At 59.6% G+C, this 13,821-nt stretch carries 15 protein-coding genes and 1 tRNA gene; 12 read left to right on the forward strand and 4 right to left on the reverse strand.

Annotated elements, in window-relative coordinates:
• The first annotated feature begins 2 nt into the window (after positions 1-2).
• Positions 3-1,214, forward strand: a complete 1,212-nt coding sequence (locus QXU97_02980) for an aconitase X catalytic domain-containing protein (GenBank protein MEM4035563.1) — start codon at positions 3-5, stop codon at positions 1,212-1,214.
• Positions 1,195-1,590: a DUF126 domain-containing protein gene (locus QXU97_02985; protein MEM4035564.1), complete on the forward strand. Its 396-nt coding sequence runs from the start codon at positions 1,195-1,197 to the stop codon at positions 1,588-1,590. The genes QXU97_02980 and QXU97_02985 overlap by 20 nt, the downstream gene beginning before the upstream one ends.
• Positions 1,591-1,594: 4 nt before the next feature.
• Here the strand turns inward: QXU97_02985 and QXU97_02990 are convergent, their stop codons facing one another.
• A complete protein-coding gene (locus QXU97_02990) occupies positions 1,595-1,957 on the reverse strand; it encodes an Sjogren's syndrome/scleroderma autoantigen 1 family protein (GenBank protein MEM4035565.1) in 363 nt (120 codons plus the stop codon).
• 147 nt (positions 1,958-2,104) lie between these two features.
• On the opposite strand from QXU97_02990, the gene QXU97_02995 reads away from it, so the two are divergent.
• From QXU97_02995 to QXU97_03015, 5 genes are all read left to right on the forward strand, one after another.
• Positions 2,105-3,307: an orc1/cdc6 family replication initiation protein gene (locus QXU97_02995; GenBank protein ID MEM4035566.1), complete on the forward strand. Its 1,203-nt coding sequence runs from the start codon at positions 2,105-2,107 to the stop codon at positions 3,305-3,307.
• 4 nt (positions 3,308-3,311) lie between these two features.
• Positions 3,312-3,899, forward strand: coding sequence for a DUF99 family protein (locus QXU97_03000; GenBank protein ID MEM4035567.1), 588 nt, complete (start codon positions 3,312-3,314; stop codon positions 3,897-3,899).
• Positions 3,900-3,933: 34 nt separating this feature from the next.
• Complete coding sequence (locus QXU97_03005; GenBank protein ID MEM4035568.1) at positions 3,934-4,161, forward strand: DUF2283 domain-containing protein; 228 nt, start codon at positions 3,934-3,936, stop codon at positions 4,159-4,161.
• Between the two features lie 99 nt (positions 4,162-4,260).
• Positions 4,261-4,863, forward strand: coding sequence for a 6-phospho-3-hexuloisomerase (gene hxlB / locus QXU97_03010; protein ID MEM4035569.1), 603 nt, complete (start codon positions 4,261-4,263; stop codon positions 4,861-4,863).
• A 59-nt stretch (positions 4,864-4,922) separates the two neighbouring features.
• Positions 4,923-5,765, forward strand: coding sequence for a M55 family metallopeptidase (locus tag QXU97_03015; GenBank protein MEM4035570.1), 843 nt, complete (start codon positions 4,923-4,925; stop codon positions 5,763-5,765).
• Between the two features lie 22 nt (positions 5,766-5,787).
• Here QXU97_03015 and QXU97_03020 read toward each other — a convergent pair whose 3' ends face one another.
• Genes QXU97_03020 through QXU97_03030 form a run of 3 tightly spaced genes read right to left on the reverse strand, consistent with a single transcriptional unit; the run spans position 5,788 to position 9,114 of the window.
• Entirely contained in the window at positions 5,788-6,702 is a 915-nt protein-coding gene (locus QXU97_03020) for a hypothetical protein (GenBank protein ID MEM4035571.1), read from the reverse strand.
• A complete protein-coding gene (locus QXU97_03025; protein MEM4035572.1) occupies positions 6,699-7,571 on the reverse strand; it encodes a type II secretion system F family protein in 873 nt (290 codons plus the stop codon). The genes QXU97_03020 and QXU97_03025 overlap by 4 nt, the downstream gene beginning before the upstream one ends.
• A 13-nt stretch (positions 7,572-7,584) precedes the next feature.
• Positions 7,585-9,114 carry a type II/IV secretion system ATPase subunit gene (locus QXU97_03030; protein ID MEM4035573.1) on the reverse strand — a complete coding sequence of 510 codons (1,530 nt, stop codon included), beginning with the start codon at positions 9,112-9,114 and terminating at the stop codon, positions 7,585-7,587.
• 98 nt (positions 9,115-9,212) lie between these two features.
• On the opposite strand from QXU97_03030, the gene QXU97_03035 reads away from it, so the two are divergent.
• The 5 genes from QXU97_03035 (at position 9,213) to cysS (ending at position 13,734) form a co-directional block, all read left to right on the forward strand.
• Positions 9,213-10,064 (forward strand): hypothetical protein, encoded by an 852-nt coding sequence (locus tag QXU97_03035; protein MEM4035574.1) that lies wholly within the window; start codon positions 9,213-9,215, stop codon positions 10,062-10,064.
• A 150-nt stretch (positions 10,065-10,214) separates the two neighbouring features.
• A tRNA-His gene (locus QXU97_03040) sits at positions 10,215-10,287 on the forward strand.
• Between the two features lie 48 nt (positions 10,288-10,335).
• A complete protein-coding gene (proC, locus tag QXU97_03045; protein MEM4035575.1) occupies positions 10,336-11,190 on the forward strand; it encodes a pyrroline-5-carboxylate reductase in 855 nt (284 codons plus the stop codon).
• A 65-nt stretch (positions 11,191-11,255) separates the two neighbouring features.
• Positions 11,256-12,272: a DUF711 family protein gene (locus QXU97_03050; protein ID MEM4035576.1), complete on the forward strand. Its 1,017-nt coding sequence runs from the start codon at positions 11,256-11,258 to the stop codon at positions 12,270-12,272.
• A complete protein-coding gene (gene cysS, locus QXU97_03055; protein MEM4035577.1) occupies positions 12,262-13,734 on the forward strand; it encodes a cysteine--tRNA ligase in 1,473 nt (490 codons plus the stop codon). Before QXU97_03050 ends, cysS begins: the two co-directional genes overlap by 11 nt.
• Positions 13,735-13,821 lie beyond the last annotated feature (87 nt).

Genomic DNA, 13,821 nt, shown 5'->3' on the forward strand with positions numbered 1-13,821 from the left:
TCTTGTATCTGACTAAAGAGGAAGAGAGAATGCTCAGCGGCGAGGCCGGACCGGCTATCGAGCTAGCTATGAGGGCGATTGTTAAAGTCGGCGAGGCCATGAAAGCCGAGAGGCTCGTCGAGGTGGCTCACGCTCACGTCTCCGGGATTTCCTACATGAACATCGGGGAGCCCGGCAGAGCTTTCATCGAGAAGTTGGCATCGATGGGGGCTCGCGTCAAAGTCTTTTCAACGGTGAATCCCATTGGAATGGACCTCAACAGATGGCCGGAGATGGGGATCCATCGGGACTTCGCCGAGAAGCAGCTGAGCATAGTTAGGAGCCTGACTCAAATGGGCTTCGCGCCCTCGTTTACTTGCGCCCCCTATTTGCTCCGATCGCCCTCGGTCGGCGAGCATTTGGCATGGGGCGAGAGCAGCGCCGTCGCCCTCGCTAACACGTACTACGGGGCAATGACCAATAGAGAGGGGGGTCCTTTGGCCCTCCTCTGCGCTATAGCTGGGAGGACTTACGAGGCGGGGCTCCACCTATCCGAGAATAGAGTCCCGACCATTGAGCTCATAGTCCCCAGAGAGATATCGCGAGAGCTGAGCGACCCGGGCGTGGCTGGGGCGCTCGGCTATGTGGTCGGCGAGAAGCTTAGCGGCCACGTGCCCCTCCTCAGAGGAGCCTCTCGCATGACCTTCGAATCGCTGAGAGCTTACACTGCTGCTGCGGGAGCGACCGGTGATATAGCTCTCACGATAGTGGAGGGCGTGACCCCGGGCTGGCAGCGTGCGCTGGCCTCGGCCGGGCGGCTGGAGAGGGTAGAAATAGAGGCCGAGGAAGTGAGAGGGCTCCTGCGAGATCTCGATGATAGCATCGATACGATTTTCATTGGGTGTCCCCACGCCACCCTCGAGGAGATTCGCTCCGTCTTCGAGACCCTCTCGCGGAGAGGCCGGGCCGAGCAACCAAGGATAGTCGTCTCGACGTCGAGGCAAGTCTATGAACTCGCCGAGTCGATGGGCTTTATCTCGAGAGCAGATGAATTGGGCGTCGAGATAGTCAAAGATACCTGCCCCGTCGTCTCTCCCATGGCGCCGCGACTAGGCGCCGTGGCTACGACGAGCGCCAAGTGCCTCTTCTATTTACCACGCCTTCACGGAACAAAAGCTAAGTTGATAGCCTGGTCCTCGCTGGGGGCTTTGAACGTTGTGGCGCAGAAGCGTTAGGGTGTTAGTAGAGGGAGAAGCCGAGGGCCCCCTGCTGGTCCACGAGGGACCCCTGTCGCTGCTAGGAGACGTAGACGCGGAAACGGGGGAGCTGCGAGCACGCCCTGGCGCCAAGATCGCGGGGAGGGTGCTCGCGATTTCCCACGTTCGTGGTAGTACCGTTGGCAGCTACGTGCTCTTCGCCTTGAAGGAGAAGGGACTCGGGCCCTCGGCCATAGTGACATGTAGGGCTGACCCCGTGCTCATAGCGGGCTGCGTCTTGGCCGCTATACCGCTGGCCGAGGGGCTAAGCAGGGAAGACTTGAGAGAGCTGAAGTCCCTGAATCGAGCTAGGCTGGATGGGGCCGGGGGAGCACTCGAGGCGTGGAGAGAGTAGAGTTCTACTTGCTCGACTGAGTAGAGTGGGACTTTAACCTCCTGATCCTCTCGAGGACCTCGAGCCACGCGGACGCTCTCCTAGCCGTTTCCTCGTCGGCTAGAACCTCCATCTCTTCAACGAGAGAACTTAGCCTCCTAGCTATTTTCTCCTCCATAGCTAGCAGAACCGAGTCGATAGAGTGCCTCACGAGGTCCTCGTCTCTCTCTATGACGAGGACCTTACCGTGGAGAGGACAGAGGACCTCGCCGGACTTGAGCTTAAAGAGCGGAGCCCCGCAGGCGGAGCAGCTCATCGAGAGCATGGCGGCGCCCTGCCTGAGAAGCTCAACGCTCCTCCTGACGATCAGCCCCTTTTCGTCCTCCACGCGCTCCGCCACCTCGAGCGGTCCGTGCTGCAGATGCTCGTCACGGCCTCCGAGGGCTCGGTCCGCCCGTCGAGCGTCATTCCGCTTAATACTTCGGCCCGTAGCAAGAGATAAGCTTGACCGCGAGCGCCCCACGGTGAGCTCTCCGTGAAGCGCGATGTTGTCGACGAGATATTCGAGAGGGCTCTAGCTAGTAGGATCTTCAAAGATAGAGACAAACTCAGCCCGGACTACGTGCCCTCGCGACTTCCCTTCCGCGAGGAGCAGATATCGAAGCTCGCGTCGATACTCGCTCAAGCTCTTCGAGGCTATAAACCGAACAACGTCCTCGTCTACGGTCTGACGGGCACGGGCAAGACCGCGGTGGTACGTTACGTCCTGTCGAAGCTGGGGGAGAAAGCGAACGAGCTACGCGTCCCCCTCATGACAGTCTACGTCAATTGCAGGCAGAAGGACACGGAGTACAGAGTCCTGGCCGAGGTCCTTGAGGCGCTTGGGGTGCCCGTGCCGTTCACGGGGCTCAGCGTCGCCGAGCTCTACAAGAGGCTGGCCAGGCAGCTGGATCGCTCGGGGAGCAGGCTCATCGTCTCGCTCGACGAGGTCGACTACGTCGTCAAGAGGCACGGCGACGACCTACTCTACAGGCTCTTGCGATTGAACAGCGAGCTGTCCGAGCCGTCGATCAGCCTCATCGGCATAACGAACGACTTGAACTTCGTCGAGGAGCTGGACCCCCGAGTCAAGAGCAGTTTGGGCGAAGAGGAGCTCGTCTTCCCGCCTTACGATGCTCAACAGCTCAAATCGATACTCGAGGAGAGAGCAGGCCTGGCCTTTCGGGAGGGAGTGTTGGGCGAAGGCGTGATAGGGCTCTGTGCGGCGCTGGCCGCGAGAGAGCACGGCGACGCAAGGAAAGCCCTCGACCTGCTGAGAGTCGCCGGGGAGATCGCGGAGAGGGAAGGAGCGCAACGCGTCGAGGTGAGGCACGTCGAGGCCGCGCGGAATCAGCTCGAGAGAGATAAGATCCACGAGGTAGTCTCCACGCTCCCGCTTCACGCGAAGCTCATTCTGCTGGCCGCGCTGTCTATAGCCGAAGCCAAGGGCAGGGCGACAACGGGCGAAGTATATGCCAAGTACCTCGAGTTAGCGGCGAGGGTGGGAATAGAGAGCGTGACGCAGAGAAGAGCCACCGATATTCTAAGCGAACTCGACATGTTGGGCATAGTCACGGCCAGAGTGATCAGCCGAGGGAGATACGGTAAAACCAAAATCGTTAGCATACGGAGCGGGAGAGACAGCATATTAGAAGCTCTGCGCACCGACGAGCTCGTCTCGAGACTCCTGCAGGAGTGAGCCAATGGAATCTTGCCCCGCTCTCATCGGAATAGACGACGGATATTTCCCGCATCCCAAGAGCGGGGGCTCGACCGTTCTGGCGGGGGTCTTGTGGAGCGGGTGGGCTCCGCGCGACTGCTCGCTCGAGCTGATTGAGGTCGACGGCCTCGACGGAACCGAGAAAGCGTTGAGACTCTACGAGAGGCTCCTCCCGTCTGGGGCGAGAGACGTCGTGATATTGCTCGATGGGATATCGGTGGCGGGCTTCAACTTCGTGGATCCCGTCGCCCTAGAGGACGAGACGGGCTCCCGCGTCTTAGTGATCTTCAAGAAGCCTCTAGACCTCGGGAAGATTGAGGCGGCTCTGCGCGGCAACTTCCGAGACTGGGAGCTGCGGTTAGAGGTCTACGCGGAGGTCGTGCCGAAGACAAACAGGCTGGTGACGAAGAGAGGAGTGGTGCACTACTACTCCTCGTCGATGGGGCGGAGGGAGGCGTTGCGAGCCGTCGAGTGCGGCCAAGTCTTCAGTCCGACGCCAGAGCCCCTGAGATTATCTCACATGCTCGCCACGGAGGTCTCCCTCCTATTGCGGAGGCTCAAGCTACTTTAGCTCCTACGCGAGAGTGAGCGCGAGGCGAGCTCGCGTGAATCGAGAGAGGGAGTCTCGCAGAGCTCTGATAGAGCTCGCGGAGGTACGAATAGAGTACGATCCTCAGAGCGACGTACTCTACATAGACTTCGCCCCCGACTCCGAGGAAGCGAGCGAGGAAGAGCTCATCGGAGACGACGTAGTGGCCAGGCTCCGCGAGGGGGTTCTAGTGGGCTTAACCGTGCTCGACTTCTCGAGGAGAATCCAGCGCGAGATACTCTAGGCTCAGATTTGTCACCTCAGAAGGCTCGTCGATCGCAGCCGGCTCGAGGCACTTCTTATAAAGAAAAGCATGTAATATCGTAACTCATGGTGCCGAGATTTGAGCCATGCTATCGACGCGATGCGCGAGATAATCTCTTTCATAGATAACGCGATAAAGCGGCTCGAGAGAGCTCAGCTCGAGGGCTTGTGCGACCTCCTCATCGACGCCTACAAAGCGAGGAGGTCGGTGCTGGTAATGGGGGCTGGGAGGAGCGGGCTCGTCGGGCGGGCCTTCGCTATGAGGCTCAGGCATCTGGGATTCGAGAGCTACGTGCTCGGCGAGACAATAACGCCGGCTCTTAAAGAGAACGACTTGGTGTTGGCCATAAGCGGCTCAGGCTCCACCGAACTGATAGTCACGGCGGCGACTGCTGCCAAGAAGGTTGGCGCCAAGGTGGTGGCAATCACATCTCATCCCAACAGCCCCCTCGGCAGGATAGCGGACCTGATCGTGGAAGTGCCCGGTAGGACGAAGATATCCGGCGAGAGCAATTACTTCGCTAGACAGATACTAGGGATACACGAGCCCCTCGCTCCTTTAGGTACGCTGTTCGAGGACACGACCATGATAGTTCTCGATGGTCTGATAGTCGAGCTGATGCAGAGGCTAGGTAAGAAGGAAGACGAGCTCAGGATCATGCACGCCAACATCGAGCTCTAGTCGCCGGGAAACCGAGAAAAGCCAAAATAGAGACCCCCATATGAGGGGCGGAGAGCGATTTGACGTCTAAGAGGATATACTTGTCCGTCGACTTCGAGGGCCTCGCCGGCGTCTCGTCGATGGCGCATCTCGGGCCCGGGTCCCCCTTCTATAGTGACGCGAGAGAAGCCGCTCTCTTTCTCGTCAAGGAGGTCGTGGCGACGTTGCGGGAGGCGGGAGTCGAACCTCTCGTAGCCGACAGCCATGGGTCCATGGTAAATCTGCGCTACGTCGACCTCGACGCTCAGCTAATCCAGGGCTTTCCCAGGCCTATAGCCATGGTGGCCGGAATCGAGGGGGCGAGCGCCGCCATCTTCCTCGGCTACCACGCGGCGGCAGGCACGCCGAGCGCGTTCTTCGATCACACGGTGAGCAGCGCAGCGATTCACAGAGTGACGCTCGACGGCGAGCTCGTGGGAGAGACCACGCTGAACGCTCTTTACGCTGGAGAGCACGGGGTCCCCATAGCGCTGGTAGCCGGCGATGAGGCCCTGTGGACCGAGCTCAAGAAGTTCGTCCCCTGGGCCGTGTTCGTCCCATTGAAGCGAGCTCTCTCTAGGTACTCCGCTCTCTCCCTCTCGCTCTCCGAGGCGAGGAGGACCCTGAGGAGCGGGGTCGAGGAGGCCCTCAGGAGACTCAAGGAGGGCTCGCTCAGGCCTCTCAAGCTGGAGTGGCCGCGCAGGCTGAGGGTAGAGCTTCGAGACCCGGGACTTGCCGATCTTCTAGTTGGCTTGAGAGGCGTTGAGAGAATAGACGGCTACACGCTGGAGCTCGAGGTCTGGAGCGCGAGAGAGGCCCTGATCTTCATTGAGCTGGCTGCTCTAGCTCACGCGGGCCTCAGAAAGCTCGTCGAGATCAAGTGAGTGAGAGGGTGCAGCCAGAGCCTCAAGTGCTCGCTCCGAAGATGAGTCGGAGCGGCACGTAGCCGGCTATCACGTGGTGCAGTACCAAGAGCAATAGGAAATGATCGCTGTAGTACTTTATTTTGCCGCGAACTATCTTGCTAATGAACAGTGAGGCGAAGAGCGATATCAGCATGTTCCCAATGTACATATAGATCCACATGATCTTGGGCTCTATGGGAGGGGTCAGTAAACCGAGCCCGGCTCCCCCCGCATATATCCTCTGTGATATGTAAAGCATCAGAACGCACGCCCCCTCGAAGATCAACACGGCCATCAAAACGATGTAAAGGTACGACCTTAAAGTGTCGCGCTTTATCCTGTCGAAGACCAACATCCTCCTCGCGAAGTCGGCTAGGACTTCCGCGACTTCTGCCGCTCGGCCGCCGCCCTCGAAGAGCGGTTGCAAGAGCGAGAACACCACGGCCGCCCTCTCGGGGAGACCTCGCGTGACCTTCTCGAGGGCCGAGCTCAAGCCCTCCTCCCAGAGCAGCGCCTCCAACAACAAGACCCTCCTCCGGAGAGGAGCCGACGTCAGTTTCAATGCACTCATCACGAGAGAACGGCGGGCGTCGAGACCCGCACTCAGGTTGGAATACATAGACCCGGCTAAGACGGGCAGATCGGCGTTGAGTTTTTCGAGCTCTCTATAGGCGAGGACTGACCTGACCGCTGTCGGCGCGTGAGCGACTATGAGCGCCGTGCAGAGGCTCATCCAGAGCTCAGGCCTGTAGAGCATTGAGGAGAGAGGACCTCGAGGCACCCACGCATAGAGCATGACCGCGAGCGCTAGAGCGCCGGCAGCCGCTCCGCTCAAAACGGCCCTCCAGCCTATGGAGCCCACTTCCTCGAGCTCGAGCTCGCGTGCCGCTCGCGAGAGCCTGTGCCCGATCATCAAGCGCTCACCTCGCTCAGAGCCGAGTCGGCCAATATGAGCAGGATTACGAACATCGTGGGCACTACGATGAAGTCAACGATGACGAACAGTAGGATCGGAGAGATCGGCATGCCCACGAGGCCTCCCAAGAATAACACAGCGACCTCGACCGTGAGGGGCAGCACTAGCGCTCCGACGACGAACATCTCTGAGAGAACCGCTAGAGAGTCCACGGTTTTCCTTAACTTGGCTTCGAGTTCGTCGAGGACTGCGCGCATTGAGTTATCGAGGTACTCGAATAACCCTACCCCGGTCCTAGCTATAGACGCCAGCCCCTCGTAGAGGCCGGAGAGCACGGGCGAGGCAACGATAGTGCTCTCGCGGTAGAGAGCGTCGGCGACTTCCGCTCCCGACATAACATCGAACAGGATCCTCGAGAGAGACCTCCTAGTTGCGCGGCACAACACGAAGCGAGAGGCCATCAGGAGCGCCTCTCGCACGCTCAGCCCAGCGGCCGCGGCGGTCGCTAAGACCACGAGAGTGAAGGGCGCGTATTTATTCATCGAGGACATGGACCTCTTGAATTTTATCACCGGCGCGTAGAGTAGAGTCGCTAAGACGAACAAAGACGCAATGAAGGAGAGCAGAGCGGCCAAGAGGATCGATGCGAGGAGGTCGTATCCCAAGACTAGCATGTGGAAGGGCAATAGCGCGATAAAAGAGGCCGCCAGCGCTAAGAGAGAGGCTCCGAGAGAGGCGCGGGCGTAGTACTCGCTAGGGAGGGGGAAGCCGGCTTCGATGACATATCTCTCGAGCCACGAGAATCTGGACACGATGAGCCTATCGAGCGGCGTCCCCTCGACAAGTTTAGCTAGATCGGTGAACCTCAAGGCGCGCACTCTCTCACGCGTATCCGGCGCCTCGAGCTCTATCGTAGACTCTCTCCGGGTACTCGTGGAACTCTCTCAGGACGCCCGAGAGCTGCTCCGGGGATATTATCCCCTCGCCGGCCAACCACTTCATTATGGTCACTCTCCTATTGAAGTCTTCGATGACTTTCTCCTCGCTGAGGCCGCTCCTGGCCGAGATGACCGCGAAGGTGGAGTGAGGGGTCCTGAAGGAGAACTTCTGAGTATAGGGATCATATCTGGCCACGACGGAGCTCCTCACGAGATTCCTCTCCGGATCGTAGCCTAAGACCTCGACGAGCTCGAAAAGCCTCCTCGTCGTCCCGGTCTCCTCCCTAATGCTCCTCATGACGGCTACGGCGTTGAGGAGCCCGATCATTTGTCTCGAGACGTTCATGGGGGGGTTCTCCAGCCTCCTGATAACGTGCTCGTAGCTATCCCCGTGTATCGTGCCGAGACCGCCGTGGCCAACGGCTATGGCCTGGAAGAAAGTGTAGGCCTCCTCGCCCCTGATCTCGCCCACGATGATGTAATCGGGCCTCTGCCTCAGGCTGGACTTTAACAGGTCGTAGAGGGTCACATTGGCCACGCCCGGCTGTCTGCTCTCTCGGACTACCATGGGGGTCCAATTCTCGTGGAAGAGCCTGATCTCGTTCACTTCCTCTACCGTGACGATCTTCTTTTGCGGGGGGATGAGCATGGCTATCGCGTTTAATAGAGAGGTCTTACCGCTGGCCATCGGACCTGCCACTAGGATCGTCAACATGTTGCTCACGAGGAGCCAGAGGTAAGCGGCTATCTCCGGTGAGAGCGTGCCAAGCCTCACGAGCATGGGCAACGTGAAGGGGGCTTCGGCGCCTTTCCTGACCGTGAAGGTGGAGCCTCGTATTGAGACCACCTCCAACGTCAGATGAGCTCTATACTGTTTGGGAGGGAGAGGGCCCTCGACTATTGGGTTCGCGTAGACCAAGTCTTGGCCAGCTTTCCAGGCAAGTCTGCGCGTGAAGTTCAAGAGCTCTTCGGGGTCCTCGAAGATCACGGTCGTCTTGAGCCATGAGTATTTCCTATGGTAGACGTAAACGTGACTCCCTGCTCCAGCGCACGTTATGTCCTCGACAAACGGATCGTTGATCATTACGTCGATGGGACCCATGCCAATGAAGTCTCTCCTCAGATAGTACATGAGCTTCCCAAACCTCGCTTGATCGAGCTTCAGCCCCATGAGCCCGAGGACCTTTTGCGCGGCTCTCTCCAACTCGCTGCTCGTGGTCTCGAGACCTCTGCCGAAGAGCCTGGCCTCCGCTTTGAGGACCCTCGGGACATACTCCCTCAGAATCGAGAGGAGCTTAGCCTCATTCTCGACGAGGAGAGGCTCCACGGGCATGTACCCGAGGCTCGCGTCCTCTCTATATATCAGGGCTCCGCTCCACGGGCTAATGCGATAGAATTCCACTACGTCGAGCTCCTGCACTAGCTCTTTCTCCAGCGAGTTGTTCCTAGCGCCCCAGCTCTTCTCGTTAGCCAAGCGTGAGCACCGGATAGACGACGCTCAAAGGATATCATGAAGCGCTCGACCTTTAAACCTACATAGCGTAGCGAACCACGCTCGAGGGGGCATATGCTTTGAAGGTGACGCCGGATCTCGTAGCTCACATAGTCGAGGAGAGGGCGAACGAGGTCTCGGCCCTTCTGTGCCGCGAGAGCAACGACACGGAGCTCTGCGTCGGCGCGTTTAACGAAGTTCTGCGGGTCGTGGCAAGTTATTCCACCCCGGCAACAGAGGTGGTTCTCTTGGCTACGGCCTCGTACAGGGCTCTCAAACGTTTGCTGAGGTCCAATGACCCCCATAGGAAGCTGAAAAGCCTCGAGCTGGCCACGGCCTCGAAGATCAAAGACGAACTCCTCGGAGGCGAGGGGCGAAGTCTCTCCGATATAGTCAAGCTCTCGGCGCTGTTGACGACGCTCAGCCCCTCTCTCGACAACGCCGACGTCCTAAGATCGCTGGGGAGCCTCTCGGAGATACCGCTCGAGAGCGTTGGAGCCGTGGACCTCTCCGAGCTAAGAGGTAAGAAGGTGGCGTTTGTGCTGGCCAATATAGGCGGTTTGCCAGCCGACGCCCTGCTCATTAGGAGGCTCACGGAGGAGCTAGGATGCAGCGTAGACGTCTACGCGAAGACCGGCGCATACTCCAACGATGTAACATTCGAGGAGCTGGAGGAGCTAGGCCTACTCGAGGGGGTTCGCGTTCTACCCGTCGACACAGACGCGGCGGGGATAGACGAGAGCGTCTACCCGAGGCGAGACCTCAGGGAGATCCTGGAGCACGATTGGGTCGTCGCGAAAGGCCTCATGAATTATTGCGGGCTCCGCGAGCTGAGCCCCGGGAACGCGCTCTGTCTTTTGACGGTTTCTAAGAGTAGCGTAGCGAGAGCTCTCGGGTTGAAGCCGAACGTGCCAGTGCTGGCGAGAGTGTGAGTCAAGTCGTCCCGACGAGAATCGATTCTATAGGCGATCGCGATATCCACAATTACTTATACCTAAATATCCCCTAGGCCGGTAAATCGACTGCGAGGGCCGCCGCGGAGCGAGCGGTCGAGCTCGCAATGACGTGTGATGAGGCTCGTGGCCGCCGTAGCTCAGCCGGAAGAGCGCCGGACTGTGGATCCGGAGGTCCCGGGTTCGAATCCCGGCGGCGGCCCTCAGAAGAGCTCGCTCGAAGACGTTATTTAGCTGGTTCGAGTGACTATTGGGCCGCGTCGTCTCGGTGATCTGTGACATGGGCGAGAGAATAGCTATCATCGGAGCCGGGAAGATGGGTAGAATTTTAATAAAGACGCTCGTGTCCTCCGGCTACTCCGTCGTGGCTACCGGGAGGTCCGAGGCCACGATAAGAGAAGCAGAGGCTCTGGGGGCCATCGCCACGCGCGACAACGACCAAGCAGTTAGAAGCGCCGATTTAGTGATATTAGCGGTCAAGCCCTTTCACCTCTCCAACGTGGTAAAGGAAGTAAAACCTGAGAGCTGGGACGGCAAAGTCGTGCTCTCTATTCTCGCCGGAGTCAAGATAGCCACCATAAAGCGTTTCACCAGAGGCTCCGAAGTCTACAGGGCCATGCCCAACGTGTGCGCTCTTGTCGGTAAATCATCAACTGCGGTCTCCCACGACGGTGGAGGCAAGGGACCGGGCGCCGAGGTCGTCGAGAGGGTCTTAAGCCAGCTCGGTAGAGTTTACTGGGTTCCCGAGGAGCTCCTCGACGCCTGGACCGGGCTGGTTGGCTCCGGCCCGGCCTACATAGCAGAGATAATCGATGGACTCGTGCTGGGCGGGCTGGCCGTCGGGATGCCGAGGGAGCTCGCTCTCGCCTCAATCCTCGACGTCCTCGAGGGGACGGCAGAGTACCTCAGGAGGCTCGGAGTTCACCCGGCTCAGATGAGAGACGCGGTGATAACGCCCCGGGGAACTACCATTGCCGGCATAGCGGTCTTGGAGAGAGGCAGAGTGAAGTCGACGCTGATCAAGACCGTGCAGAGCGCCACGAAGAAGTCCGAAGCGCTCAGCAAAATGGTCAACTCCATGGTGGAGGAGGGAGGCGCGAACTGAAGATAAGAGCTCTTACCGCCCACGCGAGCCCGCGCGATTGGAGTAAAGCTGAGTTAGAGAAGACGTTGCTCGACGCCTCCGAGCAATTAGAGCGCGCGGAGAGATCGCTGAGAAGAGCTCACCTAGACGTGTGGTCCAAGCGGGTCTCTCTACCTCCTCCCCCTCCCGGCGTTGACGTGCGCACCCTCGTCTCGGCTGCTCTGAACTTAGACGAGAGCCTCATGATATCAATAGGGGGCTTTCTCTCGAGCGACGCGCGCTTGCGAGAGATCAAAGACGCTCTGAGCAGCGGCCTCTTCGCTCACGCCATAGTGGCGAGTAGGGAGGATCTGGGGAGGCTCGCCGAGCTCTTGATCGATTGGTCGGCCGAGGAGCCCGAGAACCTCACGAGATTCGCCCTCGACTTCCACGGCGGAGAATTCGTCTCGCCGTACTTCCCCATTTCTCGCTCTCCTCCCGCTGCTCTGGAGGCGCCTATGCTCACGGTGGCGCTGCTCTACGTTGAAGACGCCGAGGGAGCGCTGAGGAGAGGAGGGCTCGCCGCTCTCGAGGAGATGCTCATCGATTTCTCCGAGAGGATCAGGGGTGCCCTCTCCGAGGTCGACGACGGGAGGGCGCGCTTGAGGGGAATAGACTTCTCTCTAAGCCCCTGGATGGAGTCGTCGGTGGCCAAAGTGATCGAAGCGTATGGGCGCTGTCGCCTAGAGGGTGGCCGCTGCATACCAGTCGTGAGAGACCTGAATCGCGCGTTGAACTCCGAAAGGCTGCGCCCGCTCTCCACGGGCTTCAACGAGTTGATGCTGCCCGTGGCCGAGGACGAGGCGCTCAAGCTGAAGGCAAAGACCGGGAGCATGCGCGTGGCCGACCTGCTACTCTACGTGCCGGTCTGCCTGGCCGGACTCGACATGGTGGCCTTTCGAGCCGGTCGCCGAGACCTGCTGACTGTCCTCGACTCTCTCTACTGCTACTCCGAGGTGAAGAGGAGGCCGCTAGGATTCAGGGGAATACCCGTCGAGCCCGAAGAGAAGGTCGAGAGCATAGAAACCTCGGTCTTCGGAGAGATCCCCGTCATTGAACTCTGAGGAGGCTCAAGAGCTCTTGCGGCTGAAGCTGTACAACACGCTCACGAGACGCGTGGAGGAATTCGAGCCCTCTACCCCGGGCCTGGTCAAGATGTACGTGTGCGGCCCCACCGTCTACGACGAGACGCACGTCGGGCACGCTAGGACGTACGTCGCCTTCGACTCTCTCAGGAGATTTATGGAGAGCAGAGGAGCTCTCGTGATCTACGTGCAAAACATCACGGACATCGACGACAAGATCATCAAGCGGGCTCAAGAGCTGAACGTCGCGTGGAGAGACGTGGCCGAGACCTACATCAAGGACTACGCCGAGGCTCTCCAGAGGCTGGGCGTGGAGCCCGTGATCCATCCGAGGGTGACCGAGCACATAGACGATATAATCTCTTTCGTGAGCCTCCTCCTCGAGAAAGGCTTCGCCTACGTATCGCACGGCAGCGTTTACTTCGACGTGGCGCGCTTCCCCGACTACGGCAGACTATCGGGCAGGCTCGAGCGCGAGTCGTGGAGACAGGAGGAGGAGCTCCTGCGAGAGAAGAGGAACCCCTTCGACTTCGCCCTCTGGAAGAGGGCGAAGCCGGGGGAGCCGAGCTGGGACAGCCCATGGGGGCCCGGAAGGCCCGGATGGCACATAGAGTGCAGCGTGATGTCCACGAAGTACCTCGGCGAGGACGTGGACGTGCACGGAGGAGGACAGGACCTGATCTTCCCTCACCACGAGAACGAGAGGGCTCAATGCGAGGCTCTACTGGGCAAGAGATGGGTGAGGCACTGGGTCCACACGGGCATGCTCACGGTTCGCGGAGAGAAGATGAGCAAAAGCCTCGGCAACATCGTGACTCTGCGCGAGCTCCTATCGAAGTTCGATGGGGGAGTCCTAAGAACCTGGATCCTGAGCTCGCACTATAGGTCTCAGCTCGACTTCTTGGAGGAGTCTCTGGAGCAGGCCAAAAAGGCGAGGGACAGAATAATCGCGGCCCTCAGAAAGGTCGAGGACCTCGTGGCCTCGAGCAGCTCAGACTACTCTCTCAGCGAGAGGGACGTAGAGCTGGCCTCCAGGATCGCTACGCTGTTCTCGCGCATGGAGGAGAGCCTCGCCGAGGACTTCAACACCGGGAGGGCTCTGGCCGAGGTGTTAGAGGCGGTGAAGCTCTTCCACCGCGACATCGAGGACTCTCCCAAGCTGGCCCACTTGCTCATGTTGCGACGCGTGCTCGGATTCGCCGACGAGATCTACGGGTTCAGCGTGGGGCTGGAGAAGCCGGAGCGTCGGGGGATCGAGCGCGAGCTCATAGAGGCGCTCGTTAGAGCTAGAGCCGAGCTGAGGAGGCGAAAGCTCTTCGACGCGGCCGACGCTCTCAGGGAGGAGCTCAAGCGGCTCGGTGTGATACTCGTAGACCGAGGGACCGAGACTCGCTGGTACTACGCGAGCGAGAGGGCTGGCGAGGAGCCTCCAGGCCGATAGACGAAAACTAATGAGACCAGCGGAGCTCCCGGCGCCGCGGCGTAATCCGCTGCCCGCGACTCGGAGCTCGTGAAAATGTGAACAATC

The organism is Fervidicoccaceae archaeon (assembly GCA_038878695.1).
GTDB lineage: Archaea > Thermoproteota > Thermoprotei_A > Sulfolobales > Fervidicoccaceae > JAVZVD01.